Below are 24876 nucleotides of genomic sequence, written 5' to 3' on the forward strand. Positions count from 1 at the left end.
ATCCCACGACGCCGCCCGCCCACCCGGGCGCCGCGCGGCGTCCCCGATCTGCCGCAGCACCGTCCGGGACCCCGCTCCCGAGCGTGACCACCGTGGGCGGGGGCCGGGTCCTCGACCTGCGCCCGGGCACGGGCCCCGTCACCGCCCTGGACACCCCCGCGTGGCGCGGTGCGTGGCGGGACGCTGCGGGCGCGACCGCTCGGGGCGAGACGGCGGGGGCATCCCTCCAGGAGCACCTCTCGGCGTACCTGCGCCTCAGTCGCGGCGTCGTGCGCGCCCCGGAGGACATCCTGGTCACGGCCGGGGTCCGGGACGGGCTGCAGCTGGTGCTGCGGGTGCTCGGTCTCGCGCGGCGTCGCACCCTGCGGGTGGCCGTGGAGAACCCCGGCTACCCCGCGCTGCGCCGGGTGGTGGAGGCCACCGGGCACACCGCCCTGCCCGTGACCGTGGACCACCACGGCCTGGACCCCGCCGCCCTGCCCACCGGGCGCTGGGGAGGGGCCGGCCGCTGGGACGTGAGCGCACCCCCGGACGTGCTGGTGCTCACCCCGGGCCACCAGTACCCGCTGGGCGGCACCATGCCCGTGAGCCGCCGCGCGGAGCTGCTGGCCTGGGCCCGTGAGCACGGCGCGGTGGTCATCGAGGACGACTACGACTCCGAGCTGCGCCACACCGGCCAGCCCCTGCCCGCCCTCGGGGCCCTGGACACCGCGCGGGACACCGTGGTCACCCTCGGCAGCTTCGCCAAGGTGCTCGGCAGCTCCGTGGGGGTGGGCCACCTGGTGGCCCCGGACCCGCTGCTGCCGGAGCTGATCCGCGCGCGGGAGGACCTGGGCTCGCCGGTGTCCCGCGTGGCGCAGGACGCGATCGCCCGGTTCATGGACGCCGGGGAGTTCCAGCGCCACACGGCGCGCATGCGCCGTTCCTTCCGCCGACGCCGCTCGCTCGTCTCGGACGCGCTCGCGGACCTCCCCGGGGTGCTCGTGGTGCCCATGGCCGGTGGCGCCCACGCGGTGGTCGAGGTTCCGGACGAGGACGCCGCGGTGGCCCGGGCACGTGAGCGGGGCGTGCTGGTGAGTGGGATCGGGGAGTACTGGACGGGACGAGCACGCCCCGCGGGACGGACGCAGGCGGCGTCGTCGTCCGGGGGAGGACTGGTGCTGGGACTGACCGCGCGGGACGAGGATCTCGCGCGAGGCGCGGCTGTGCTGCGGGAGGTGCTGGGGGGCATCCCGGGTGGTGGGGGTCAGCGCGCCGGGGCTCCCACCAGGGACGCTCGCTAGACTGGCCGAAACACCCACGGCAGATTCAGGAGTTCCGGCGTGCCCCCACAGATTTCCGCACCGCGCGGCGGCGAGAACCGCGCCGACCGGGGAACCGACGTGCGCCACGACCTCTGGGCGCCCACGCTGGTGCGCGCCGTGGTGGCGCTCGTGTTCGCGGCGGTCACCGTGTTCTGGCAGGAGCCGTCGCTCGAGGCCGGGCGCTGGGTCATGGCGTTCTTCCTGGTGGGAACCGGGGCGTCCGCGATCTTCCTGCAGGTGCGCCTGAACCGCCGCGAGGACGTGGACCTCGGGGCCAGCCGGTCCATTCCGCAGTCCTACGGCGTGCTGTACGTCCTGGGTGGTGTGCTCACCGCAGTGGTGGCCCAGAGCAACTGGTTGTTCGTCCTGCTGTCCTCGGTGATCCTGGCGCTGTGCGGGATCACGGAACTCGTGCTCGGCATGCGCTTCCGCGGGCAGTTCCCGCTGGGGCGGGACTGGACCCTGTGCGGTGCGATCACCGTGTTCGCCGCCATGGGCATGGTGCTCGTGGAGACCCTCGGGGCCAAGGCCGAGCTGGGCGTGGTGGGCGGTGCCGCCATCCTGATCGGTGTCACCCAGCTGATCGCCGCGCTGAGTCTGCGCCACGACGCGCGGGTGGCGGACGGCCCCGCCGCGGGCCCGGCCCGCGAGGCCTGACGGCGTAGACTGGCTCCTTGAACCGACGGGCGGGAAGCCGCCCCCGACGCACACCCCCAGCACTGCCAGGAGGAATCACGTGGCCCAGCGCACTGAGCACAACGGCCGGCGCAAGACCGACATCAAGGGGCCCCTGGTCATCTCGGCGGTGCTCGCGGTCGTGGCGTTCGTGATCGTGTCCGTGGTGGCCGCCGGCGGTTCGGACAACGCCGCCCGCGTGGGCCTCGGGCTGATCGCCGCGGGCATCACGTTCATCGCCTCCGTGGTGGTGTGCGCCACCCTCATGCTGCTGGAGAAGCCCAACGCCGAGGAGCTCGGCCAGGGCACCGGCGTGAACCGCTCCTCCGCCAAGATCTTCGCGGAGAACAAGGCCCGCCGGGAGGCCGAGCGGGCCCGCCGGGCCGAGCAGGGTGGCACCGCGTCCACCGCCTCGGACGAGCCGGAGTTCGGGCAGCGCGTGCACCCGGACACCCAGGGTGAGGAGCCGGGCTCGAGCGCCCGCTGATCCGCTCACCGATCTCTTGACGGCTCCGCCCCGGTGACTCCTGGTCCCCGGGGCGGAGCCGTTGTGGCAGCTCGCGCCGCCGCGCGCGCCCTCAGCGGGCGAACCCCCGCAGCCGCAGCGAGTTCAGCACCACGAACACCGAGCTGAACGCCATCGCGGCACCGGCGACCATGGGGTTGAGCAGCCCCAGGGCGGCCACCGGGATGGCCACGGTGTTGTACGCGAACGCCCAGAACAGGTTGGACTTGATGGTGGACAGCGTCCTGCGGGACAGCCGGATGGCCAGCGGAACAGCGGTGAGCTCGCTGCGCACCACGGTGATGTCCGCGGCCTGCATGGCGGCGTCCGTGCCGGAGCCCATGGCGATCCCGAGGTCGGCGGTGGTCAGGGCCGGGGCGTCGTTGACGCCGTCGCCCACCATGGCCACCACGTGACCCTCGGAGCGCAGCTTCTCGATGGCCTGGACCTTGCCGTCCGGGGTGACGTCCGCGATCACGTCCGCGGGGTCGATGCCCACCTGCTCGGCCACGGAACGCGCCACCGCGGCGTTGTCACCGGTCAGCAGGACGGGGCGCAGCCCCAGGTCCTTGAGCTCGGCAATCGCCGCCGGGGCCTCGTCCTTCACGGTGTCCCGCAGGTCGACGAACCCGGCCAGCCGCCCGTCCACCGCCACGAGGATGGTGGTGGTGCCGCCCGCGCGGGCCAGCTCCAGGGCGTTGGTCTCCTCGGTGTTCAGGCGCACGCCGTTCTCGTGCAGCCAGGACTCCCGGCCCACCACCACGAAGCGCGCGTTCATGCCGTCCGGGACGTAGCCCCGCACGCCGCCGCCCGGTGCGGACTCGAAGCGGGTGACCTCGTAGCGGTGCGGGGTGGCCGCCGCAATGGCGTGGGCGATCGGGTGCTCCGAGTAGCGCTCCACGGCCGCGGCCAGGTCCAGCACCTGGTCCTTGGACCACGCGTTGAGCGGGGTCACCGCGCTCACAGCCATCTCACCGTGGGTCACGGTACCGGTCTTGTCCATCACCACGGAGTCCACGGAACGTGTGTCCTCCAGGACCTCCGCGGACGTGATGAGGATGCCCAGCTGGGCGCCGCGCCCGGTTCCGGTGAGCATGGCCGTGGGGGTGGCCAGGCCCAGGGCGCACGGGCACGCGATGACCAGCACGGACACCGCCGCCACGAACGCGCGGTTGGGGTCCCCGGTCACCACCAGCCAGATCACCAGCGTCAGCAGGGCGATGCCCATGACCACGGGCACGAACATGGACGAGATCCGGTCCGCGAGCCGCGCCACCGGGGCCTTGGTGGCCTGGGCGCGGGCAACCGTGCGGCTCATCGAGGCCAGGACGGTGTCCGAGCCCACGTGGGTGGCGCGGGCCAGCAGCCGGCCCGTGGTGTTCACGGTGGCTCCGGTGAGCTCATCCCCGGGTCCCACCTCCACGGGCATGGACTCGCCCGTCAGCATGGAGGCGTCCACGGCGGACTCGCCCTCCAGGACCACGGCGTCCGTGGCGATCTTCTCGCCCGGTCGCACCGCGAAGGTGTCTCCCACCCGCAGCTCGGACACGGGCACCGTGCGTTCGGTGCCGTCCTCGGCCACCACGGTGGCCTGCTGCGCGCCGAGGTCCAGCAGGGCCTTCAGGGCCTCACCGGAGCGGGACTTCGCGCGGGCCTCGAGCCAACGCCCCAGCAGCAGGAACGTGGTCACCAGGGCCGCGGACTCGAAGTACAGCTGGTGCGCGGACATGTCCATGCCCTCGCCCGGGTGGGCGTGAGCGGTCATGCCCGGATCGGCCACCAGTTGCCACAGCGAGAACAGGTACGCGGCGGCCACGCCCAGGGAAACCAGCGTGTCCATGGTGGTGGACAGGTGCCGCGCGTTCACGGCGGTGGCCCGGTGGAACGGCCACGCCGCCCACGTGACCACGGGCAGCGCGAGCAGCGCCGCCACCCAGCCCCAGTGCGGGAACTGGGCGCCCGGGACCATGGACATCACGAACACGGGCACGGAGAACGCCGCCGCGACCCAGAAGCGCTTCTTGAGGTCGTTCATCCGGCGCTGCGCCGGAGTGGTTTCGAGCGCCGGATCGCGGTGCTCGTTCTCGGCCGGTCCCCGCTCGCTGCGGGCGGCGTCCTCAGCGGGTTCCTGGGCACCGCGGGGCGCGGCAGCCGCTGGGCTCGCGTCAGGGGAGGCGGACGACGACGTCGTACCCGCCGCTGCGTCCCCCGCGTCCGGCTGGCCTGCGGTTTCGTGGGAGACGGGGTTCCCGCCCTGGTGGGGAGCCTCGGAGGGCTCCGGGCCCGTGCCCGGACGGGAGGTCCCGGAGGGCGCGCCGGAGCCGTGGGTCGCGGTGGTCCCCTGGGCGGCGTCGGGGCCGCCGGTACCGGTCCGCCGCTGGGATGCCGGCGCGCTCTGCTGCGCGCCTCCCGTGATGCGGGCCTCGTAACCGGCGCGGTGGACGGTGTCCACGATCTGCTCGTCCGGGACGTTCTGAGGGACCTTCACGGTCGCGGACTCCAGGGCCAGGTTCACCGCGGGGTCCACGCCGTCGATCTTGCGCAGCTTGCGCTCGATCCGGCCCACGCACGAGGCGCACGTCATGCCGGAGATCTCCAGCTCCAGCTCCCGCAGGGGTCCGTGGACCTCGCTGTCGAGGGTGTCGGTGGATGTGGTGGTGTCACTCAACGGTGTACCCCGCTTCCGTCACGGCCGCGGAGATCTCCTCCGGGCTCAGCTCGCGCTCGCTCGTGATGCGCACCGGGGACGTGCCGCCCGCCTTGAGGTCCACGTCCACGGACGTCACGCCGGGGATCTCGGACAGCTCCTCCGTGACGGAGGAGACGCAGTGGCCGCAGGTCATGCCGGAGACGTTGACGGTGGTGTTCATGGATTTCTCCTTCGGGTCGGTGGGCCCGGGGTGGGCCCGGAAAATCGTGAGGGGGTGTGCGTCAGCTCTTGACCAGGCGCGCGATCGCGGCGTTGGCCTCCGCGAGCTTCTCGTCCATCTCCGAGGTGTCCCCGGTGTCGTGGGCGTGCTCCACGGCGTGCTTGACGCAGTGGCCCAGGTGCTCCTCCATGAGCCCCAGGCTCACGGACTTCAGGGCTGACTGGATCGCGGAGATCTGCGTGAGGACGTCGATGCAGTAGGTGTCCTCGTCGATCATCCGCTGGATCCCGCGCACCTGGCCCTCGATGCGCTTGAGGCGCCGGGCGTAGGAGGCCTTGTCCTGGGTGTAGCCGTGGGTGGGGGTGTCCTGGGTGCTCATGGCTCCCACCGTATACCCCTTGGGGGTATCCGTTCAAGGTGGGGCCGGTCACGCGAGGTGTCGGGGCGATTCGGGATCGCCGGGCCATGCCGGGCGGAGTGGTGCGGGGATCGGGGCGCGAGGCACGCCCGGGGTGACCGGGCGGCGTCGTGGACGGGTGCTGCGGAGGTGGCGAGGGCTCAGGAACCGCTGCGCAGCACCGTGCGCATGGTGCGCTGCAGCGCGTGGGCCATCTCCTCGGTGCCCACCGCCGAGGCGGGGGAGTCCGCGTCCTGCTGCCGCAGGACCGTCATGAGCCCGCCGGCCACGAAGTAGGTCCGCAGCCACTGGTCGGGGTCGAGGTCGTCCAGCCCCGTGTCGAAGGCGGCCCGCGCCACGCGCTCGGCGAGCCACAGCTCCACGATGGGGCGCACGCGCGAGGCGAGCTGGCGGTTGCCCACGGTGGCCAGGTTCCCCATGCCGTGGGTGTGCACGAAGTCGATCAGCCGCTCCAGGGGCTTCTCGATCCCGGAGCCCTCGAACGTCTCGAACTCGCGCGCGGTGTGCGAGAGCTCCTGCTTCACGATGTCGGCGTAGACGTCGTCGAGGCCCGAGTAGTGCTGGTAGAAGGTGGGGCGCGAGATCGCGGCCTTCTTGCACAGCTGGGAGATGGTGATGCTGCGGGCGTCCTGGACCTCCAGCAGCTGAAGGCACGCGGTGCGCACGGCGTTCAGGGTGTGGGCCACCCGGACGTCCACCGGGGGGCCCTGGGGGGTGTCGTCGGCCGGGGCGTCCATGGGGCCAGGATAGCAGTTGCGAACGGCTTACCTTACATTTGAAAAGCACACTTACAGGTGTAAGGTAGGCCGACATGTCGTCACCTCAACCACCCGGGACCGGGTCCCGCGTTCCGGCCACGATGATCCTCGTGGCCATGCTCTTCCCCGTGTTCATGGCCTTCGCGTATCCCGCCTCCTACGTATCGGCCATGCACCAGCCCGCGCCGCACCACATGGAGGTGGAGGTGATCGGCGCCGGTGCGCCCGCCCAGCAGGTGGCCCGCCAGGTGGCGGCGCAGGGCAAGGACGCGCTGGACGTCAGCACCGTGGCGGATGCGGACACCGCGCGCCAGGACGTGCTCGAGCGCAGGACCCGCGCCGCGTTCGACCCCGCGAGCGGGGACCTCTTCGTGGCCAGTGCCGGCGGCCGGCAGGCCACCGGGGTCGCGCAGGGGGTGTTCCAGCAGGTGGCCTCCCAGACGGGGGTGCCGCTGAAGGTCCAGGACCTCCGCAAGCCCGCACCCAAGGACACCCTGGGCATCGCGTACATGTACCTCATGACGGCGTGCGTGACGGCCGGCTACGTCACCTCCACGATGCTCGGCAACCTGGGCAAGGGCATGCGGTTGCGCTCCAAGCTGGCGCTGATCGGGGTGCTGTCGGTGGTGGCCGCCGTGCTCACCACCGGTGTCACCTGGGGCTTCTACGGGGTGTACGACTCGCACCTGGTGGCCGCCGGTCTGGTGGCCATGGGCGCGTACCTCACCGCGGCCGTGTTCCAGCTCGGCGTGGGCGGTCTGCTGGGCCAGGCCGCCACGATCGTGGGGATCACCGTGTTCGTGATCCTGGGCATCCCGGCCTCGGGGATCGCCACCAGCCCGGACCTGATGCCCGGTTTCTTCCAGGTGATCCACCGCATGATGCCCACCGGCGCCATCGGCGAGCTGCTGCAGCGGATCGTCTACTTCGACGGCCACGGCGTGGGCCCCTGGATCCTGCTGCTGGCCACCTGGCTGCTGCTGGGCGCGGGGCTGCTGTGGCTGGGCTCCCTCCGCTCCCCGCACCCGGGTGAGGACCGCGGCGTGATCGCGGACCAGGTGGACCACGCCCGCAAGCACCCCGACGAGCCCCTTCTCACGGCTTACGACTCCGACGACTCCGATGACGACGACGCCGCCGCGCGCCCCGCGCGCGCACGGCACCGGGCCCAGGAAGTGACGCACGCATGAACGATCAGAACCCGACCCCCGGCCAGGACCGTGGGGACGCCGCGGTGAGTGCGGCGGGCTCCACGGTGGTCCCCGAGTCCGAGCGCCCGCTCGAGGACGGCTTCATGGGCCGGATGGCGCAGATGCCTCCCGCCTCGGCCATCGGTGCTATGCAGAATCCCACGGCCCCGCCGCGCCGCACGGTGGACGCGAAGCTCACGCAGAAGCGCATGGTCACGGTGGGCATGCTGCTGCCGCTGTTCATGATGTTCGTGATGCCCATGCTCATGGTGGGCACCACCGTGGATGTGACCCCTCGTGACATGCAGGTGGCCGTGATCGGCACCGGCGCGCAGACTGCGGACCTCGCCCAGCAGCTCACGGACGGCTCCGCGGGGGACTTCGACGTGCACCGCGTGGACACCGTGGACGACGGCCGCCACGAGGTGCGCACGCACGACGCCCGCGCGGCCTACGACCCCGCCACCGGCACCCTCTACACCGCCGGGGCCAACGGCCGCCAGGTGAACGCCGCCGTGACGCAGCTGTTCACCCCGGTGGCGCAGAAGGCGCAGAAGCAGCTGCACACCGAGGACGTGGCCCCCGCGGCGGAGAACGACCCGAACGGCACCACCATCACCTACCTGGCCCTCGGGGCGATCCTGGGCGGGTTCATGACGGGCATCGTGAGCAGCCTCATGCCCGCCGGCACCAAGCTGCGCATCGCGCTGTGGTTCCTCATGCCGGCCGTGGTGGCCACGGGCATGGTGGTCTACGGCTGGGCGGTGTTCGGGATCTTCAGCGGCAGCGCGTTCGTGCCGTGGTGCATGCTCTACATGCTGTGCCTGTCCTGCGTGACCGTGACCACCGGGCTCATGCTCGTGTTTGGTCCCGTGGCCATGCCGGTGTGCATCTTCCTCATGCCGCTGCTCGGTCTCGGCGCCTCGGGGCTGACGACGCCGCTCGACATGGTCGGCGGTTTCTACGGCTGGGTGCACGGCTGGCTGTACTCGCCCCAGGGCGTGGCGGCCATCCGGGACGCCATCTACTTCCAGGACGTGTCCCTCGCGGCGCCGGTGTGGATCATGATCGCGTGGATCGCGGGCGGGATCGCCCTGGCCGTGTTCGGCACCCTGCGCCAGAAGCGCCGCCACCTGTTCGCCGTGCTGAGCGAACGGGAAGAGGCCAGCACCGCGGCGGCCGCGGCGGCGGCGTCGGTCTAGGAGATCGGTTTAGGAGACGGGGGTGGGCCGGGCGCAACAGTTCCGGCCACCACTGCGTCACGCCGTGGCAGGGGCGCCCCTCAGTCGAGAGGGGCCTCCCGCTTGGCTTGTGAACGCAGAGCCCCGCCCCGGTTGTGCCGCATGGTGAGAATGAGCGACGGCATCATGAACGCGACCACCGCGGCGGAGGCCCATGCGCCCACCTCCTGGAATCCCCGGATCGCGCCCCACATGAGCAGACTAAGACTGGCCGCCAGCATGAGATAGAAAACTGCGGGGCGTCGAGGACTGTGCGGCGCGCGCCCGAAGATCATCGGCAGTCGGGAGTTCTGGTTGGCCGCTGCCACCATGCGCATGGCGCAGAAGCTGAGCAGCGCACCCAGAGCGATGACGATGAGCCACACCATTGCCGAAACCGCCTCACGTTGCCGAAATTGGTGGTCGTCGTGCAGGGCCCACGACTGTACCCGTCGGCTGCGGGTCCACCCGTCAGGCGCGTCAGGGCGGTGAATGTCGGCGCCGGTGCTCGGCACCTGGTCAAAGACGTCTGCGCGCAGTCCTAGAGGTGAGCCGGGGGACGAGGCGGCAGGGCGGCGTCGTCATGCGGGAAAGTCAGGCCGCGGCGACCGGGGCGGCTGCGAGGACGGGTTCCGCGACCGAGTAGTCCAGGGTGGTGCGGGCGAACGAGGCGCCTAGGATGGCCTCCAGGCCGGGAATGAGCTCGGTGGTGATCTCGTCCTTGATGCGCTGGTTCTCCATGCTGGGGGTGAAGGCCAGGGTGACGGTGAGGTGAAGGTCGTCGAGGCCGCCCGTGATGGCAAAGTCCGCCGAGGCCACGGAGGGGTACACCTGCACACCGAGGGTGGCGGCGCGGGCCACGGAGGGCAGAGACACGCCCTCGAACGGGGTGTTCCGGGCAGATCCGAGATCGGTGACGGGCACCACCGTGGTGTCCGGTGCCGGGTCCTGTGCGAGCATCATTGCGAGCCCTCCGCTCTTCCTGAAAGCAGCCTTGGGGGAGCGGCGACAGGTTGATGGTCCAACTAACTGTTAGCTAATCTACTGGACCTATGCAGACGACATGTGCACCAGCCGCGAATCGCGCCGAGAACGACGCTGTATGACGTCCGAACCCGCCGTCCCGCGGCACTTCTGGTACGACGACTCGACCGAATCCGCGAGCGGCGTGGACGTGCTGAACCTCCTGCGCCGCTACCGCGACGCGGAGACCACCATGCGCTCGCGCGTGCGCGCGGACATGGACATGGGCGAGAAGGACATCCTGGCTCTGCGGCACCTGATCTCGGCGGACAAGACGGGCACGGCTCTGCGCCAGAAGGACGTGGCCGCGATGCTCGGGATCACCAACGCCTCCACGAGCGCGCTGGTGGACCGCCTGGTCCGCGACGGCTACGCCGAACGCATCCCCCACCCGGACGACCGCCGTTCCGTGGCGGTGGTCCCCACCGAGCACGGCAAGGAGGAGGTCCGCACCACCCTGCGGGACATGCACGGGCGGATGATGGCGGTGGTCAACGACATGTCCGCTGCGGAGCGGGACGTGGTGGCTAACTTCCTGCGGAGGATGATCGAGGGCGTCACGCAACCGCCGGCGGCACCGCCGCTCGGTGAGTGAGTCGACCCGGTGAGGTGCCGCGCGGCCGGTGCGGTGGGAGTCGTCGCCCGCCGGTGGTGAGAGGGTGGAGATCCCTCATGCCAGCAGCAGCTAGGGCGCGAAGATCAGCATGGCCATGACGAACACGGACGCCACCAGGATGCACAGAATCATGGGCAGGTAACGGCGGGAGAGCCCCCCGATAATGGACCCACCCAGTGCCACGGGCGCCGACAGCATCCACACGGGGTTGTCCAGCACCGTCCCCACGGCCAGGATGGCCAGGGCCACGAGGAACAGGACCCAGGGGACCGCGGGATGGATGCGGTGCTTCCCAGGGGTGGAGGGCGTGTAAGGGTCGTACGACATGGCGGATTCACCTTCCAGGGTCGGAACCCAGGCGATGAGGAGCGCCCGGATGTCCACGGTATCGCCTCCCGAAATCTCGGTGCCGCCAGAGCTCCCGGCTCCCGTTTTGTTAGTCTCCCCATCATGTCGGTCGCGAAGCTCTCGGTGAGCCACCAGAACTACCTGAGGGCCATCTGGAACCTGGGGGAGTGGTCTGCGGACCCCGTCACCACCTCCGCCGTGGCCCAGAAGGTGGGGCTGCGCGCCTCCTCCGTTTCGGATGCGCTCAAGAAGCTCACGGAGCAGGGTCTCGTGGCGCACACCCCGTACGGCGCCATCGAGCTCACCGAGCAGGGCCGGGCGCTCGCCGTGGAGATGGTGCGCCGCCACCGGCTGATCGAGACCTTCCTGGTGGAGATGCTCGGCTACCGCTGGGACCAGGTCCACGACGAGGCGGAGCACCTGGAGCACGCCGCCTCCGACTTCATGATCGACCGCCTGGACGATCTCCTGGGGCACCCCTCCCGCGACCCGCACGGTGATCCGATCCCCGCCAAGGACGGCACCATCACCTCTCCCGACGCCGTCTCCCTCACCACCGTCCCGGACGGTTCCCGCGTGCGCGTGGAACGGATCTCGGACCGGGACTCGGGACTGCTCCGCTTCTTCGCCGAGCAGGGCATCGGCGTGGGGGTCCCCCTGGACATCCGCTCCGGCGGCCCCTACTCGGGTTCGGTCCAGGCTGTGCTGGACGACGGCGCTCGCAACGTCCCCCTCGGACAGACCGCCACCGACGCGGTCTGGGTCTCGCTTGGCGAGGTCAGTTCCTGACAGGACCGGGGCCTTCGGGGCGAGCCCGGCAAGCGAAACGACGGTGAGAGGGGCGCGGGGGCGGAGACTTTCTGTCCCGCGGCCCTCGGGCGCCACTCGGCGCCAGCCCCCTCCCGGGTCAGAGGATGCAGAACTCGTTGCCCTCGGGGTCCGCCATGACGGCCCAGCCCAGGTCGTGGCGGCGGTCGTCGACCATGACCGCTCCCAGGCGGAGCGCCCGCGTGATCTCCTCCTCCTGGGGGGCTCCCTGGGGAACGAGGTCCATGTGGGCCCGGTTCTTGACCTTCTTGGCGTCCGGGACCCTGAAGAAGAGCACGATGTAGCCGTCGGGGGTCACCAGGTAGCACTCGTCGGAGCCCGGGTGGTAGCAGTCGGGTTCGTGGATCGCCCAGTTCGTGAGCTCGCGCCAGAACTCCGCGACGGTGTGCGGGTCGATGGCGTCCCAGGTGGTGTGCGACAGGCGAAGCGACATGAGGGGTCTCTTTTCTCGAGCGGTCGACTGCAGGGTGTCTCTCACGGGTGAAACGTATGTTGCTTGTGAGAGTCAAACCCGGATCCCCCTCACATGCAAGACTTGACGTGTCTGTGAGGAGGGTGCATGACGGAGTTCAGCCACATTTCGGGCGACCGGATGCTCGACCTGGTCAACACCGTGGAGTGGCGGCTCGGCGGCCCCGCGCGGGAGGAGGATCTGACCTCCTACGACCGCGTGCTCACGTGGTGCCGGGAGTCCGGGCTGCTCGACGCGACTGAGCAGGAACAGCTCCAGGCTCTTGCCGGAGAGGATCCGCGCACCGCCGCCGCTGAACTGGGTCGGGTTGTCGCGCTGCGCGAGCGGGTCTACGAGGCACTGTTCCACGGTGACGAGCACGCGTCGGAGGCCATTGCCACCGCCTACCGGACCACCCTGGGCCACTCCCGCCTGTCCCGCCGCGGCGCGGGCTGGTGCTGGTCCGACAACGAGCTCACGCTGGCGACCGCCCGCCATCGCATCACCCGCGGCCTGGTAGAACTCATGAACCGGGGCGACCTCGACCGGCTCCACCAGTGCGAGGACGCCACCTGCGGGTGGGTCTACCTCGACACGTCCCCCCGGCGGAACCGGCGCTGGTGCGTCACGAGCGACTGCGGGGACCGGAACCGCTCCCGTGCCTACTACGCGCGGCAGCAGGAACGGAAGCGTGCCGCACAGGCCAGGGACCGGAACTCATAGCGCTGCCGCCCGGGCAGCCTTGGCCCGGCGGGGATCGACGCCTGCCCGACGCGCGCACGCAGGTCCCGTGTGGCGCGGACAGGGTGCGGGACGCTGCCGGACCCGGCCCGGGCGCGGAGGTGCCCTACCCCGCCACCGCCCGCCGGCGACGTCGGGCCGCCAGTCTGCTGCCCAGCACCCCGTGCGCGGGGCTGAGCAAGTACGCGAGCGCGAAGGCCGCCGCGTGGACGAGCACCACCAGCCCGCCGGGGGAGGCGTTGAGCCAGTAGCTGAGGTAGATGCCCAGCAGCGCGGACGTGGCCGAGACGCACGGCGCGATCACCAGCATGGCCCCGAACCGGTCGGTGAGCAGATGTGCGGTGGCGCCCGGAATGATGAGCATGGCCACCACGAGCACCACCCCCACCACCTGCAGGGCTGCCACGGACGTCACCGCGAGCAGCCCCAGCAGCAGCCCGCCCAGGAACCGGGGGGAGAGCCCGATCGCGTGCGCGTGCTGGGGGTCGAACGCGTAGAGGGTGAGATCCCGCCGCTTGAGCACCATCACCGCCAGCGCCACCACCGCCAGCAGGCAGATCTGCAGCTGCTCCGCCGCGGAGATGCCCAGCACGTTGCCGAAGATGATGTGAGTCAGGTTCGTCTGGCTCGGGGTGACCGAGATGAGCACCAGACCCAGGGCGAACAGGGACGTGAACACGATCCCGATGGATGCGTCCTCCTTGACCCTGCTGGTCCCGCGCAGCCCGCCGATCAGCACCACCGCCAGCACACCCGCGACCAGCGCCCCCACGGTGAACGGGATGCCCAGGATGTAGGCGAGCACCACGCCCGGCAGCACCGCGTGGGACACGGCGTCCCCCATGAGCGACCACCCCACGAGCACCAGCCAGCACGAGAGCACCGCGCACACGGACGCCGCCGCCACGGTGGTGACCAGCGCGCGCAGCATGAACTCGTACTCCAGCGGCTGGGTGAGCAGCTCCAGGGCGCTCATGCGCGGCCTCCTCGGCGGGTGGTGGGTGCGGCGGGTCCCGTCGCGTTGGCGGCTCCGTTGCGCGGGGGCACGACGCCGCCCGGCGCCGGGGCGTCCCCCGCGGCAGGGCCCGGTGATGGACCCTCGTGGGTCGCGCCTACGGTGAGCGGCGCGCGGTCGGCGGGAGCGGCGTCGTCGTCCCCCGAGGACCGTGTGGACGAGGGGCCGGAGAGCACGTCCAGGCCGAACGCGCGCACGAGGTGCTGGGGCGCGAGCCCCTCGGCGACCGGCCCGTGGAAGAGCACGTGACGGCGCAGCAGGACCACGCTCTGCGCGAGCTGCGGCAGCGCGTGCAGGTCGTGGGTGGCCACCACCACCGCGCAGCCCTGGGCGGCGAGCTCGTGCAGCAGCCGCACGATGGTTGCCTCGCTGCGCTTGTCCACGCCCGCGAACGGCTCGTCCAGGAGCAGGGTCCGCGCGCCCTGGGCGATCGCGCGCGCCACGAACACGCGCTTGCGCTGCCCGCCGGACAGCCGCCCGATCTGCCGCCCGGCCAGCTCCGTGAGCTCCACCCGCTCCAGCGCGTCCGCCACAGCGGTCCGGTCCGCGGGACGCGCCCGCCGGGTGGGGCCCATGTGCCCGTAGCGCCCGGTCATGACCACGTCCCGCACACACAGGGGGAACGCCCAGTCCACGTCCTCGCTCTGCGGCACGTACCCCACCACACCCCGCTTCCGCGCGGTGCGCGGGTCCAGCCCGTCCAGCCGCACCTCGCCGGCCTCCAGGCGCACGGTGCCCATGAGCGCCTTGAACAGCGTGGACTTCCCCGAGCCGTTCATGCCCACCAGCCCGGTGACCTGCCCCGGGGCGATCTCCAGGTCCACGCCGTCCAGGGCGCGCACGCGGCCGTAGTCGACGACGACGCCGCTCGCCCGGATCGCGGGCGTCACCGCGCCTTCCCGGACAGGCCGTTGGCAATGGTGTCCGCGTCGTGGCGCAGCAGGTCCAGGTAGGTGGGCACCGGGCCGTCCTTCTCGGAGAGGGAGTCCACGTAGAGGGTGCCGCCGTAGCGGGCGCTGGTGGCCTCCGCGACCTGCTGCATGGGCTTGTCGGAGACGGTGGACTCGCAGAACACCGCGGGCACCCTGTGCCGGTCCACGAACTCGATGGCGGAGCTGACCTGCTGCGGGGTGGCCTCCTGCTCCGCGTTGACCGGCCAGATGTACTTCTCGGTGAGCCCGGTGTCCCGCGCCAGGTAGGAGAACGCGCCCTCGCACGTGACCAGCGCGCGCTCGTTGCGGGGCAGGGCCTCCAGCTTCCGTGTCAGGTCCGTGCCGATCGCGCGGATCTGCTCCTTGTACTTCTCCCCGTTGTCCCGGAACTGCTGGGCGTGCTCGCCGTCCAGCTCGCTGAGCGCGGCGACGATGTTGTCCACGTAGCGCTCGCCGTTGCGGGGGCTCATCCACGCGTGCGGGTTGGGGGTTCCGGGGGTGTCGGCGATGTCCAGGGGCTCCACGCCCTCGGAGACCACCTTGTGGGCCACGTTGGCGGAGGAGGTGAACTGCTCGAGCCACTGCTCCAGGTGCAGCCCGTTGTCCAGCACCAGGTCCGCCTGGGAGGCCTTGGTGACGTCCTGCGGGGTGGGCTCGTAGTCGTGGATCTCCGCGCCCGGCTTGGTGATGGACTCCACGGTCACGTGCTCCCCGGCCACCGCGGCGGTCATGTCCTGCAGCACGGTGAACGTGGTCAGCACCGTGGGCTTCTCGGAGCTGCCGCCGCCGGGCCCTGCCCCCGCGCAGCCGCTCAGAACCAGCACACCCGTGGCCGCCACGGCGGCGGCCCTCCATCTCCGTCGACCTCGCACCCAGACCCCTCCTCGCTCTTGTGAATTCTAAAGTTCGGTGTACCGAACTTTAGACTGGGGAGGGGGTCCGGGCAAGGAACGATGCGGCCCTACCTCCCGGCGGGCATGACGGCCCCGGGGGTGGGCTGGGCGTCGAAGCGCACACCCCGCGGATCCGGGGACAGGGCGGCCAGGATAAGCAGGGCGATGCTTCCCAGGAATGGCACGAGGATCAGCAGGTACAGCCAGCCGGACAGGTTGCAGTCGTGCAGCCTGCGGATGTTCAGGGCAATGGTGAAAATGGCCAGAAGAAGGCACACGACAAGGATCACCAGGGCCACGACGATCCCCAGAGCGTTGCCGAAGACACCGGTGTTCTCCAACCAGTTCTCGTTCTGGGCTTGTGCGAACTCCAGGACGCCTGCGAACAGGAACGAGTACAGCGCGATCCACCAGTACTCGGAGCGGGAGGCTCTGCCGGAGAACTGGAACCCCTTGCGGAAGTAGTTGCCGATCGCCTTGATCGGACCCACCGGCTCGCCGGGTTGGGTGGCCCGGGGCGCGGGCTGGTACGGCATGGTCATGAGTGCTGCCCTCCTGCATCGGTTGCGGCCCCGTCCGTGCGGTTCGGGGGCCGCGGAGGGCCCTGGAACCGCCCGGCCCGAAACCGGTGAACCATCCACCGTACCGAGGCGCCACCCAGGGTGCATCGGCCGAACGGCCAGAGTTCCGTGCAGCGTGAGCCGACCGCTCGTTCGTGAGATTCTGGGGACATGGCTTCCAGAATCGAGGACTACGCCCTGCTGTCCAACATGCGCAGCGGGCCGCTGGTCTCCCGCTACGGGTCGGTGGACTGGTGGTGCGTGCCGCGCTTCGACTCGCCCGCGCTGTTCGGCGCCCTGCTGGGCACCCCGGACCACGGCCGCTGGCTGCTCGCGCCGTACTGCGCGGTGGACGACGACGCCGCGGTGGACATGTCCCTGCCCGGCGTCATCGCGGTGGAGCGCTTCTACGCGGAGAACACGTTCGTGCTGCACACGGTGTGGTCCACGGACACCGGCACGGTGCGCGTCACGGACTTCATGCCGCTCAACGCCCGCACCGAGCTGATCCGCCGGGTGGAGGGCCTCACGGGTGAGGTGGAGATGTTCCAGGACCTCCGGCTGCGCTTCAACTACGGCTCGTCCGTGCCGTGGCTGAGCCGCTTCGACGTGCTCGAGGACGAGTCGGAGGACGCCGAGGCCGAGTCCGTGCTGGTGGGCATGGCCGGTCCGGACTCCGTGGTCTTCCACGGCGATCCGCTGCCGGAGGCGGACCCGGACAAGACCAAGCGCCGCCACGCGGGCTCGTTCACGGTGGCGGCCGGTCAGACCCGGGACTTCACGCTCACGTGGTTCCCGTCCCACGGGGTGCCCCCGGAGGCGGTGGACGTGAACGAGACGCTGACGACCACCGTGACCCTGTGGCAGGAGTGGACGGAGCGCTACGAGCCCTACGATCCCCTCACGGATCCCGCGGCCGTGAACCACACGGACCCGGACGAGCAGCCGCCCGCGCTGCACGCCTCCGGCGCGGACGCCGAGGACCTGGACACCTCCGAGCGCCCCTCGGCACGGGACGTGGGCCGTCACGGGGACCGCCCCCACCACGAGGGCACCTCCCTGGGCGGGTTCACGCTCACCGCCACGGACGACGAGCCCGCGGACCTCGTCCGGCGCAGCCTGCTGGTGGTGCGCGGACTGATGCACCAGGCCACGGGCGGGCTGATCGGCGCCCCCACCACGTCCCTGCCGGAGGTCGTGGGCGCGGAGCGCAACTGGGACCACCGGCTCTCGTGGCCCCGTGACGCGGCATCGGCCCTGGAGGTCATGCTGGACCACGGTCACGACCGCGAGGCCGCGCAGCTGCGCAACTGGCTGCTGCGCGCGGTGGCCGGGGACGTCAACAACCCCTCGAACATCTACACGCTGGACGGCTCCCCCCAGATCCGTGAGCGGCTGGTGGACCTGCCGGGCTACGAGCGCTCGCGGCCGGTGCGTGACGGCAACTCCTCCGGCAGCCACTACCAGTCGGACGTGGCCGGCCACGTGCTGCGCGTGTTCGAGATGCTGCGCCGCCGCGGCGTGCAGGAGGACCACCTCTCGTGGCCGCTGCAGCAGGCGCTGCTGCGCGCCGTGGTGGCCAACTACGAGGAGAAGGACCAGGGCATCTGGGAGATGCGCGGCGAGCCCCAGTACTACACGCACTCGCGCGTGATGATGTGGGCCGCCATGCAGGCGGGTGTGGACGCGGTGCGCATCCACGGCCTGCCCGGTGACGTGGAGACCTGGGAGGAGCACCGCGACCAGCTCGCGCACGAGATCTGGACCAGCGGCTACGACCCCCAGGTGGGCTCGTTCGTGCAGTACTACGGCTCCACGGACGTGGACGCCTCCCTGCTGCAGCTGCCCATGGTGGGGTTCGTGGCCTACGACGACGAGCGCATGCTCGGCACCGTGGACCGCATCCGCAAGGAGCTCACCGACAGCTCGGGGCTGCTGCACCGCTACCGCAACCTGCCGCAGCTCACGGACCTGGACGACGTCGAGGCGTTCGCGTCCTCGATCGGCCAGGACGGGTTCGCGGGCCAGTCCGCGCCGTCGGTCTCTGCCACGCTGCAGCTGGCCGAGCAGCTCGCGCTGTGCGGGCACACCCAGGAGGCGGTGAGGCTCACGGACGTGGCACTCGGCACCGCCAACGAGCTGGGCCTGCTGCCCTCCACGTACTCACCCACCCACCGCCGCGCCACGGGCAACTTTCCGCAGGTGGAGGCGCACCTGCGCCTGATCCGCGTGCTGGACATCCTGCAGGCGGAGACCGCCCCGGACGCCTCCTGACGCACCGGCCCACGACGCCGCTGGGGGCCGCGCCCGCGTTCGGTGCTCGGGCGCGGGGCGAGTGGGAGGTGGCCGTGCGGCGTCGTCGTGACCCCGTGCGGGGTGGACGCAGGCGCGGGGCGTCATGTGCGGGATTCGGGGCGAAACCGATTACTGGCGGCCCGGCAGCCCACGGTAGCGTGAGCGCACCAGCTACGCCGGGCCCGGTGTGACTCGGCTGGTGGCCGAGGGAGTGCCTCGGCACCCTCCCCGGGCCGAGACTTATGGAGGCGCTGCAATGGCACGCACCGTCAATACCGTGACTGATCCCCACGCCCTCGCCGACTCCGCCGTGGAGCTCGTGCGCACCTGGCTGCAGCGGGCGCAGGAGAATCAGCGCAACAACAAGCAGAAGAACCCCGCGGAGGACCGTCTGGCCGCCGTGCTCCAGGACCCGAACGGGTTGGAGTTCACGGTGGGCTTCGTGGACCGCGTGATCCGCACGGAGGACACGAAGGCTGCGGCAAAGGCGCTGCAGGACATCGCGAAACTGACCCCGCAGTCCATGCCCGTGGCGGACCGCGCGCAGATCCAGGCGGGCACCGTGCTCTCGGGGGCGCTGCCCTCCGTGGTGGTTCCCGCCGCGCGCACCCGGCTGCGCCAGATGGTGGGCCACATGGTGGTGGACGCCCGCCCCGGGCCGTTCGGCAAGTCCGTGAAGAACATCAAGCAGCAGGGCCACCGGCTCAACATCAACCTCCTGGGCGAGGAGGTGCTGGGTGAGGACGAGGCCAAGAAGCACCTCGCGGACGCCGAGGGCCTGCTGCGCCGCGAGGACGTGGACTACGTCTCCCTGAAGGTCTCCTCCGTGGTGCCGCAGCTGTCCCACTGGGGCTTCGAGCGCACCGCCGAGCGCGTGGTGGAGCGGCTGCTGCCGCTGTACGAGACTGCCGCCACCAAGGGCACCGGGAAGATGTTCATCAACCTGGACATGGAGGTCTACTCGGACCTGGAACTGACCATCGAGGTGTTCAAGCGGCTGCTCGACAAGCCGCAGCTGAAGAACCTCGAGGCCGGCATCGTGGTCCAGGCCTACCTCCCGGACGCGCTCAGCGCCGTGGAGCGGCTCTCCGAGTGGTCCGCGCAGCGCGTGGCGGACGGTGGCGCCCAGATCAAGGTGCGCCTGGTCAAGGGCGCCAACCTGGCCATGGAGAACGTGGACGCCGAGATGCACGGCTGGCCCCTGGCCACCATGGAGTCCAAGCAGGCCACGGACACCAACTACAAGCGCGTGCTGTCCTGGCTGTTCCACCCCGAGCGCATGACGGGCATGCGCCTGGGCGTGGCCGGGCACAACCTGTTCGACATCGCCTTCGCGCACCTGCTCGCGGAGCAGCGCGGCGTCACGGACCGCATCGAGTTCGAGATGCTGCAGGGCATGGCCACCGCGCAGAGCGAGGCCGTGGCCACGGACGTGGGCCAGCTGCTGCTCTACGTCCCGGCGGTGAAGCCCGCGGAGTTCGACGTCGCCGTGTCCTACCTGGTGCGCCGGCTCGAGGAGAACTCCGCGAGCGAGAACTTCATGTCCGGGATCTTCGACCTGGGCCCGGACAACTGGGTGTTCCAGCGCGAGGAGGGCCGCTTCCGCGCCGCCCTCGCGGACCTCGAGCAGGACCCGCAGGTGCCCTCGCCGCGCCGCGTGCAGGACCGCAGCGCGGAGACCGTGGGGGAGACCCCCACCATCCCGCTGGACGAGCCGTTCCGCAACGAGCCGGACACGGACGTCTCCGTGCCCGCCAACCAGCGCTGGGCCGAGACCCTGGCCGAGAAGATCGGCAGCAGCGAGTGGTACGCCTCCGTGGCCGTGCCCGAGCTGCTGAAGGACATGGACCAGGACTCGGACGAGGCCGTGCAGGCCGTGAACGACGTGGTGGCCACCGCCAAGGCCGCCGGCAAGCGCTGGGCGGACACCCCCGCCCGTGAGCGCGCCGAGATCCTCAACCGTGCCGCGGACATCCTCGCCGCGCGCCGTGGCCACCTCATGGCCGTGGCGGGTGCGGAGACCGGCAAGGTGCTGGAGCAGGCGGACCCCGAGGTCTCCGAGGCCGTGGACTTCTGCCGCTACTACGCCCGCCGTGCGCTGGAGCTGGAGTTCGTGGACGGCGGCGACTTCGTGCCGCACGCCGTGACCGTGGTGACCCCGCCGTGGAACTTCCCGCTGGCCATCCCCACGGGCACCACCGTGGCGCCGCTGGCCACCGGCTCGGCCGTGATCCACAAGCCGTCCCCCGAGTCCCGCCGCTGCTCCACCGCGGTGTGCGAGGCGCTGTGGGAGGCCGGTGTGCCCCGCGACGTGCTGCAGCTCGTGGACGCCGTGGAGGGGGAGGCCGGCAAGACGCTGATCTCCCACCCGGACGTGGAGCGCGTGGTGCTCACCGGCGCGTACGAGACCGCGCAGCTGTTCGCCTCGTGGGACCCGGAGCGCCCGCTCACCGCGGAGACCTCCGGCAAGAACGCCCTGGTGATCACCCCCAGCGCGGACCGGGACCAGGCGGTGTGGGACCTCGTCTCCAGCGCCTTCGGCCACGCGGGGCAGAAGTGCTCCGCGGCGTCGCTCGGCATCCTGGTGGGGTCCGTGGCCACGTCCGAGCGGTTCCGCCGCCAGCTCGTGGACGCCGCCTCCTCCATGGTGGTGGACTGGCCCGTGAACCTGCAGGCCACCGTGGGCCCCACCGTGGAGCAGCCCTCGGAGAAGCTCCTGCGCGGGCTCACGCAGCTGGAGCCCGGCGAGGAGTGGCTCATCGAGCCGAAGCAGCTGGACGACTCCGGCCGGCTGTGGCGCCCCGGGATCCGCGCGGGTGTGAAGCCCGGGTCCTTCTTCCACCTCACCGAGTGCTTCGGCCCTGTCCTGGGGCTCATGTCCGCGGACAGCCTCGAGGAGGCCGTGGAGCTGCAGAACGCCACGGACTACGGGCTCACCGCGGGCATCCACTCCCTGGACGCGGACGAGATCCTGCGCTGGGTGGAGTCCGTGCAGGCCGGCAACCTCTACGTGAACCGCGGGATCACCGGCGCGATTGTGCAGCGCCAGCCGTTCGGCGGGTGGAAGCGCTCCTCCGTGGGTCTCGGCGCGAAGGCCGGTGGCCCCAACTACCTGGCGTCGCTGGGCCGCTGGAAGCGCGCCGGGTTCTCGGACTCCAGCACGGACCGCGGTGCGGCCGGTGCGTGGGTCCTCGATCCGCGCGTGCACCGCGCGCTGGATGCCGTGACCCCGCTGATCTCGGACGAGGACCTCGTGTGGCTGCGCCGCGCCGCGCAGTCGGACCAGTCCGAGTGGCAGCGCGAGTTCGGCCAGGTCAAGGACCCCACCGCCCTGCGCAGCGAGGCCAACCTGTTCCGCTACCGCCCTCGCACCGTGGTGGTGCGCGCCCAGGAGGGCGCGTCCCTCACGGACGTCCTGCGCGTGGGCCTCGCCGCCGTGCGCTCGGGTTCGCAGGTGGTCCTCAGCGCCGCCACTGAGGTGCCGGAGGCCGTCAACGGGCTCTTCGCCACGGTGCTCAACCCCGCGTCCGACGCCGAGTTCGCGCACGCTCTGGGCACCGGTTCCCTGGGCCCGCTGGGTCAGCTCTCGGACCTGCGCGCCCTGGACGACGACGCCCTCGACGTCCGCCACGGCGCCCGCGTCCGCGTGATCTCCCCGTGGGACGGCTCCGAGGAAGACCTCAAGGACCTCTACGCGGTGCGCGCCGAGCACCCGGACATCGCCCTGATCACCGAGGACGTGGTGGGCACCGGGCGCGTGGAGATGATGTACATGCTGGCCGAGCAGGCCGTGTCCATCACCATGCACCGCTTCGGCAACCACAGCCAGTCCATGCAGCGGGTGGTGGACGAGCTGGTGCGGTGACCCGGCGGCGTCGTGCCTGGCGCTCGGCGGCCTGCGGGTCGCGGACGCCGGGCGCCCACAGGCCGGCCAGCCGCTGATCCCGGACTTTCGAAGTCTGGGATCGGAGCGACCACGAGCCGCGCTCCCGGGAGACCGGGGGCGCGGCTCGTGCCGTGTTCAGGGGCGGTAGGGGCGGCGCGACACTGCGCAGCACTGACCGCTCTGTGGGTCTCAGATCCGGTGGGTGCTCCTCCGCTGCTGACCGCGGCGAATGCCGCCGGACACCACCAGGAGCAGCGCCACCAGCAGCAGCGGCCAGCCGATGAGGCCGCGCCAGGCCAGGTCGGTGAACGTGATCAGAGCCGCCGCCGCGACGGCCAGGAGGACGCCGAGGATGAGGAGCCAGGGGGTTCGGGGTGTCGTGGTGGTATCCATCCCACCACGCTAGGAGCACCCCGGACGCCGGGACAATGATCGCTCGGCCACTCTTCCCGGAGTGCAGACGGGCGGGCCCGCCCCTCACGCCCCTATCAGCACGTCCACGCCCCTGCTCCAGGTCCCCGAGGGGCTTGAAGAACCGCAGGAAAGACGATTCATTGCCCAGGGGTGACCCGATGTGGGGGCCATTTTGTGCAACATGTACAAGACGTACACTTGTCGTATGACCTCCGTGACCCTTTCCCAGTTCCGCAACCAGCAGAGCGACTACATTGCGACCGCGCAGCGCGAGCCAGTCGAGATCACCTCGAGGGGCGCGGGACGACGCGCCGTCGTGGTCTCGCCCGAGTTCTACGACCGTGCGGTAGCGGCCCTCGAGGACGTGGCCGATGCCCAGGCGGCGGCAGAAGCGCGCGCCGAGCAGGAGCCACGGGTCTCCCACGAGGACCTGCGGCGAGAACTCGGCATCTGAGACCCTGCGGTGGCTTACGCGATCAGCTATGTGTCCTCGGCGGCGAAGACGCTGCGCAAGCTGGACCAGCACACTGCGCGGCGTCTACTGGAAGCAATCGAGAAACTTGCCCGGGACCCACGCCCAACGGGCTGCATCCAGTTGAAGGGCGGCGCGGGGGAGATGCGCATCCGGGTGGGCGACCATCGCATCATCTACGAGATCGACGATGGGGAGCTGGTGATCCTGGTGCTGAGGATCGGACACCGCCGGGAGGTCTACCGCTAGATCCGAGGCGTTCTCCGCGCTTGGAGCGCGTGAGGTGCATTTCTGCCCGCAGAATCGCGGAAATCCTTGGCAGAACCGCACCTCACGCGTCGCCTCCCGCGTCTGCAACGGGCGCCCTTCACGCCCCCGTCAGCGCATCCACGAACACCTTCTCGATGTCCTCCGGTGCCCTGGCGATGTGGGAGGTGCCCCCGGTGGTCTCCGCGATCTGCTTCAGGACGTCCTCGTTCGCGTACTGGGAGATGCCCACCGTGATGATGCGCACAGGGTTCTCCGGGTCCTGCTCCTTCTCCAGCGTGGTAAGCAGCTCGTCCAGTCCCATGGATCCCGGGTCCTGGTTGATGCCGTCGGTCAGGACGATCACCGTGCGAAGGTGGTCCGGGGCGTCGTCGTGCAGCACCTGGCGGTAGGCGGCCAGCGTGGTGTCGTACAGGCCCGTGTACCCCTTGGGCACGTAGGTCAGCGACCGGGCGTCCTGGGCGAGCTGATCCCGCTGGGTGGCGCCGTCCACCGGGGCGGACAGTTCCCGCACGGGGGTCAGGGAGCGGTGGTCCTTGTCCCCGTCCAGGTGGCGCGCGAACGTCCACAGTCCCAGCGCGTCGTGCTCCGGGAACAGGCCCACGGCCGTGGAGGCCGCAGCCTTGGTGAGGTCCATCCGCGTGGAGCCGTCCGGCAGCGCCGGCGTGCTCATGGAACCTGACGTGTCGATGGCCACGAGCGCGTGGAACGGCTCCGCGAGGTGCTCCCACTGCCCCAGAGCCTGCGTCAGGGCGGCGTCGTCCGCGGTGGGCCCCTCGGAGGCCGGGCGGTCGCCCGGGGTGCTCGCCACGAGCGCCGTGTCCGCGTGCTGGGCGCGGTAGTCGTCCCACTCGCCGCGCGTGACCACGGTGGCCGCGGGGTGTTCCGCCCCCGCGGCGTAGGCGGGCGCGCTCGGGTCCGCGGGCGCCGGGGTGCTCGGGGCGGGGTTCGCCGCGACCTGGTCCAGGCGCTGCGTCGCGTTCTGGACGGGTGCGGCATCTCCCTCGGTGCGGGCGCGCCGCTTCATGGCCTGCTCCGTGGCCGCGCGGTCCGCCTGCCCGTCCTGCACCTCGCCCAGTGCGCGCGAGATCAGCTCACGCGTCCCGGCGTCCTCACCCGGTGTGCCCAGCTCCACGGCGGGGTCCTGCAGCACCGCGGCCCACGTCCCCGCCCCGGTCTTTGCAGGGCCCACGAC

At 71.2% G+C, this 24876-nt stretch carries 26 protein-coding genes; 12 read left to right on the forward strand and 14 right to left on the reverse strand.

Going from position 1 to position 24876, the window contains the following annotated elements; genetic code table 11:
* From D9R02_RS05765 to D9R02_RS05775, 3 genes are all read left to right on the forward strand, one after another.
* On the forward strand, window positions 1–1283 hold a 1283-nt coding region (locus tag D9R02_RS05765; RefSeq protein WP_147435332.1), incomplete at its 5' end, for an aminotransferase-like domain-containing protein.
* Window positions 1284–1322: 39 nt separating this feature from the next.
* On the forward strand, window positions 1323–1961 hold the full coding sequence (locus D9R02_RS05770; protein ID WP_223246086.1) for a hypothetical protein: 639 nt from the start codon (window positions 1323–1325) through the stop codon (window positions 1959–1961).
* Window positions 1962–2040: 79 nt separating this feature from the next.
* Window positions 2041–2466, forward strand: coding sequence for a hypothetical protein (locus D9R02_RS05775; protein WP_070637160.1), 426 nt, complete (start codon window positions 2041–2043; stop codon window positions 2464–2466).
* A 91-nt stretch (window positions 2467–2557) separates the two neighbouring features.
* Here the strand turns inward: D9R02_RS05775 and D9R02_RS05780 are convergent, their stop codons facing one another.
* From D9R02_RS05780 to D9R02_RS05795, 4 genes are all read right to left on the reverse strand, one after another.
* A complete protein-coding gene (locus tag D9R02_RS05780; protein WP_070637158.1) occupies window positions 2558–5152 on the reverse strand; it encodes a heavy metal translocating P-type ATPase in 2595 nt (864 codons plus the stop codon).
* On the reverse strand, window positions 5145–5354 hold the full coding sequence (locus D9R02_RS05785; protein ID WP_070637156.1) for a heavy-metal-associated domain-containing protein: 210 nt from the start codon (window positions 5352–5354) through the stop codon (window positions 5145–5147). Before D9R02_RS05785 ends, D9R02_RS05780 begins: the two co-directional genes overlap by 8 nt.
* A gap of 61 nt (window positions 5355–5415) precedes the next feature.
* Window positions 5416–5733 (reverse strand): metal-sensitive transcriptional regulator, encoded by a 318-nt coding sequence (locus D9R02_RS05790; protein ID WP_039101494.1) that lies wholly within the window; start codon window positions 5731–5733, stop codon window positions 5416–5418.
* A 179-nt stretch (window positions 5734–5912) separates the two neighbouring features.
* Complete coding sequence (locus D9R02_RS05795; protein ID WP_070637154.1) at window positions 5913–6509, reverse strand: TetR/AcrR family transcriptional regulator; 597 nt, start codon at window positions 6507–6509, stop codon at window positions 5913–5915.
* Window positions 6510–6583: 74 nt separating this feature from the next.
* Between D9R02_RS05795 and D9R02_RS05800 the strand changes: the two genes are divergently transcribed.
* Window positions 6584–7720, forward strand: a complete 1137-nt coding sequence (locus D9R02_RS05800; RefSeq protein ID WP_141756165.1) for an ABC transporter permease — start codon at window positions 6584–6586, stop codon at window positions 7718–7720.
* The gene (locus D9R02_RS05805; protein ID WP_121566522.1) at window positions 7717–8922 is read left to right on the forward strand and encodes an ABC transporter permease; all 1206 of its coding nucleotides are present in this window, start codon (window positions 7717–7719) and stop codon (window positions 8920–8922) included. The genes D9R02_RS05800 and D9R02_RS05805 overlap by 4 nt, the downstream gene beginning before the upstream one ends.
* An 80-nt stretch (window positions 8923–9002) precedes the next feature.
* On the opposite strand, the gene D9R02_RS05810 is transcribed toward D9R02_RS05805, so the two are convergent.
* Entirely contained in the window at window positions 9003–9329 is a 327-nt protein-coding gene (locus D9R02_RS05810) for a hypothetical protein (protein WP_070637148.1), read from the reverse strand.
* 205 nt (window positions 9330–9534) lie between these two features.
* Complete coding sequence (locus D9R02_RS05815) at window positions 9535–9903, reverse strand: hypothetical protein (RefSeq protein ID WP_070637146.1); 369 nt, start codon at window positions 9901–9903, stop codon at window positions 9535–9537.
* Between the two features lie 139 nt (window positions 9904–10042).
* Here D9R02_RS05815 and D9R02_RS05820 point away from each other — a divergent pair, with 139 nt between their 5' ends.
* Window positions 10043–10558, forward strand: coding sequence for a MarR family winged helix-turn-helix transcriptional regulator (locus D9R02_RS05820; RefSeq protein ID WP_121566523.1), 516 nt, complete (start codon window positions 10043–10045; stop codon window positions 10556–10558).
* A gap of 90 nt (window positions 10559–10648) precedes the next feature.
* Here the strand turns inward: D9R02_RS05820 and D9R02_RS05825 are convergent, their stop codons facing one another.
* Entirely contained in the window at window positions 10649–10906 is a 258-nt protein-coding gene (locus D9R02_RS05825) for a hypothetical protein (RefSeq protein WP_147435333.1), read from the reverse strand.
* 123 nt (window positions 10907–11029) lie between these two features.
* Between D9R02_RS05825 and D9R02_RS05830 the strand changes: the two genes are divergently transcribed.
* Window positions 11030–11716: a metal-dependent transcriptional regulator gene (locus D9R02_RS05830; protein WP_070637141.1), complete on the forward strand. Its 687-nt coding sequence runs from the start codon at window positions 11030–11032 to the stop codon at window positions 11714–11716.
* Between the two features lie 118 nt (window positions 11717–11834).
* Here D9R02_RS05830 and D9R02_RS05835 read toward each other — a convergent pair whose 3' ends face one another.
* Window positions 11835–12188 (reverse strand): VOC family protein, encoded by a 354-nt coding sequence (locus D9R02_RS05835; RefSeq protein WP_070637139.1) that lies wholly within the window; start codon window positions 12186–12188, stop codon window positions 11835–11837.
* 126 nt (window positions 12189–12314) lie between these two features.
* On the opposite strand from D9R02_RS05835, the gene D9R02_RS05840 reads away from it, so the two are divergent.
* Complete coding sequence (locus tag D9R02_RS05840; protein WP_070637137.1) at window positions 12315–12929, forward strand: CGNR zinc finger domain-containing protein; 615 nt, start codon at window positions 12315–12317, stop codon at window positions 12927–12929.
* Window positions 12930–13053: 124 nt separating this feature from the next.
* Here the strand turns inward: D9R02_RS05840 and D9R02_RS05845 are convergent, their stop codons facing one another.
* The 4 genes from D9R02_RS05845 to D9R02_RS05860 form a co-directional block, all read right to left on the reverse strand.
* On the reverse strand, window positions 13054–13923 hold the full coding sequence (locus D9R02_RS05845; protein ID WP_102613403.1) for a metal ABC transporter permease: 870 nt from the start codon (window positions 13921–13923) through the stop codon (window positions 13054–13056).
* Window positions 13920–14852 carry a metal ABC transporter ATP-binding protein gene (locus D9R02_RS05850; protein ID WP_121566525.1) on the reverse strand — a complete coding sequence of 311 codons (933 nt, stop codon included), beginning with the start codon at window positions 14850–14852 and terminating at the stop codon, window positions 13920–13922. The genes D9R02_RS05845 and D9R02_RS05850 overlap by 4 nt, the downstream gene beginning before the upstream one ends.
* The gene (locus tag D9R02_RS05855) at window positions 14849–15733 is read right to left on the reverse strand and encodes a metal ABC transporter substrate-binding protein (protein WP_235005134.1); all 885 of its coding nucleotides are present in this window, start codon (window positions 15731–15733) and stop codon (window positions 14849–14851) included. The genes D9R02_RS05850 and D9R02_RS05855 overlap by 4 nt, the downstream gene beginning before the upstream one ends.
* Window positions 15734–15855: 122 nt before the next feature.
* Complete coding sequence (locus tag D9R02_RS05860; RefSeq protein ID WP_121566526.1) at window positions 15856–16329, reverse strand: DUF805 domain-containing protein; 474 nt, start codon at window positions 16327–16329, stop codon at window positions 15856–15858.
* Window positions 16330–16518: 189 nt separating this feature from the next.
* Between D9R02_RS05860 and D9R02_RS05865 the strand changes: the two genes are divergently transcribed.
* Both D9R02_RS05865 and D9R02_RS05870 read left to right on the forward strand, forming a co-directional pair.
* Complete coding sequence (locus D9R02_RS05865; protein ID WP_070637127.1) at window positions 16519–18621, forward strand: glycoside hydrolase family 15 protein; 2103 nt, start codon at window positions 16519–16521, stop codon at window positions 18619–18621.
* Window positions 18622–18898: 277 nt separating this feature from the next.
* A complete protein-coding gene (locus tag D9R02_RS05870; RefSeq protein WP_121566527.1) occupies window positions 18899–22507 on the forward strand; it encodes a bifunctional proline dehydrogenase/L-glutamate gamma-semialdehyde dehydrogenase in 3609 nt (1202 codons plus the stop codon).
* Window positions 22508–22717: 210 nt separating this feature from the next.
* Here the strand turns inward: D9R02_RS05870 and D9R02_RS05875 are convergent, their stop codons facing one another.
* Window positions 22718–22921 (reverse strand): hypothetical protein, encoded by a 204-nt coding sequence (locus D9R02_RS05875; protein WP_070637123.1) that lies wholly within the window; start codon window positions 22919–22921, stop codon window positions 22718–22720.
* A gap of 226 nt (window positions 22922–23147) precedes the next feature.
* Between D9R02_RS05875 and D9R02_RS05880 the strand changes: the two genes are divergently transcribed.
* On the forward strand, window positions 23148–23396 hold the full coding sequence (locus D9R02_RS05880; RefSeq protein WP_070637584.1) for a type II toxin-antitoxin system prevent-host-death family antitoxin: 249 nt from the start codon (window positions 23148–23150) through the stop codon (window positions 23394–23396).
* A 9-nt stretch (window positions 23397–23405) separates the two neighbouring features.
* Entirely contained in the window at window positions 23406–23663 is a 258-nt protein-coding gene (locus D9R02_RS05885; protein WP_070637121.1) for a type II toxin-antitoxin system RelE family toxin, read from the forward strand.
* A gap of 118 nt (window positions 23664–23781) precedes the next feature.
* Here the strand turns inward: D9R02_RS05885 and D9R02_RS05890 are convergent.
* Window positions 23782–24876, reverse strand: a 1095-nt coding sequence (locus tag D9R02_RS05890) for a VWA domain-containing protein (protein WP_121566528.1), incomplete at its 5' end; no start/stop codon positions are given.

The sequence above is a fragment of the Kocuria rhizophila genome (assembly GCF_003667225.1).
Classification (GTDB): Bacteria; Actinomycetota; Actinomycetes; order Actinomycetales; family Micrococcaceae; genus Kocuria; species Kocuria rhizophila.

Coding starts and splice junctions, on each gene's coding strand:
- D9R02_RS05785 (WP_070637156.1), bottom strand. CDS start 5,354: ATGAACACCACCGTCAACGTCTCCGGCATGACCTGCGGCCACTGCGTC.
- D9R02_RS05790 (WP_039101494.1), bottom strand. CDS start 5,733: ATGAGCACCCAGGACACCCCCACCCACGGCTACACCCAGGACAAGGCC.
- D9R02_RS05795 (WP_070637154.1), bottom strand. CDS start 6,509: ATGGACGCCCCGGCCGACGACACCCCCCAGGGCCCCCCGGTGGACGTC.
- D9R02_RS05800 (WP_141756165.1), top strand. CDS start 6,584: ATGTCGTCACCTCAACCACCCGGGACCGGGTCCCGCGTTCCGGCCACG.
- D9R02_RS05805 (WP_121566522.1), top strand. CDS start 7,717: ATGAACGATCAGAACCCGACCCCCGGCCAGGACCGTGGGGACGCCGCG.
- D9R02_RS05810 (WP_070637148.1), bottom strand. CDS start 9,329: ATGGTGTGGCTCATCGTCATCGCTCTGGGTGCGCTGCTCAGCTTCTGC.
- D9R02_RS05815 (WP_070637146.1), bottom strand. CDS start 9,903: ATGATGCTCGCACAGGACCCGGCACCGGACACCACGGTGGTGCCCGTC.
- D9R02_RS05820 (WP_121566523.1), top strand. CDS start 10,043: ATGACGTCCGAACCCGCCGTCCCGCGGCACTTCTGGTACGACGACTCG.
- D9R02_RS05825 (WP_147435333.1), bottom strand. CDS start 10,906: ATGTCGTACGACCCTTACACGCCCTCCACCCCTGGGAAGCACCGCATC.
- D9R02_RS05830 (WP_070637141.1), top strand. CDS start 11,030: ATGTCGGTCGCGAAGCTCTCGGTGAGCCACCAGAACTACCTGAGGGCC.
- D9R02_RS05835 (WP_070637139.1), bottom strand. CDS start 12,188: ATGTCGCTTCGCCTGTCGCACACCACCTGGGACGCCATCGACCCGCAC.
- D9R02_RS05840 (WP_070637137.1), top strand. CDS start 12,315: ATGACGGAGTTCAGCCACATTTCGGGCGACCGGATGCTCGACCTGGTC.
- D9R02_RS05845 (WP_102613403.1), bottom strand. CDS start 13,923: ATGAGCGCCCTGGAGCTGCTCACCCAGCCGCTGGAGTACGAGTTCATG.
- D9R02_RS05860 (WP_121566526.1), bottom strand. CDS start 16,329: ATGACCATGCCGTACCAGCCCGCGCCCCGGGCCACCCAACCCGGCGAG.
- D9R02_RS05865 (WP_070637127.1), top strand. CDS start 16,519: ATGGCTTCCAGAATCGAGGACTACGCCCTGCTGTCCAACATGCGCAGC.
- D9R02_RS05870 (WP_121566527.1), top strand. CDS start 18,899: ATGGCACGCACCGTCAATACCGTGACTGATCCCCACGCCCTCGCCGAC.
- D9R02_RS05875 (WP_070637123.1), bottom strand. CDS start 22,921: ATGGATACCACCACGACACCCCGAACCCCCTGGCTCCTCATCCTCGGC.
- D9R02_RS05880 (WP_070637584.1), top strand. CDS start 23,148: ATGACCTCCGTGACCCTTTCCCAGTTCCGCAACCAGCAGAGCGACTAC.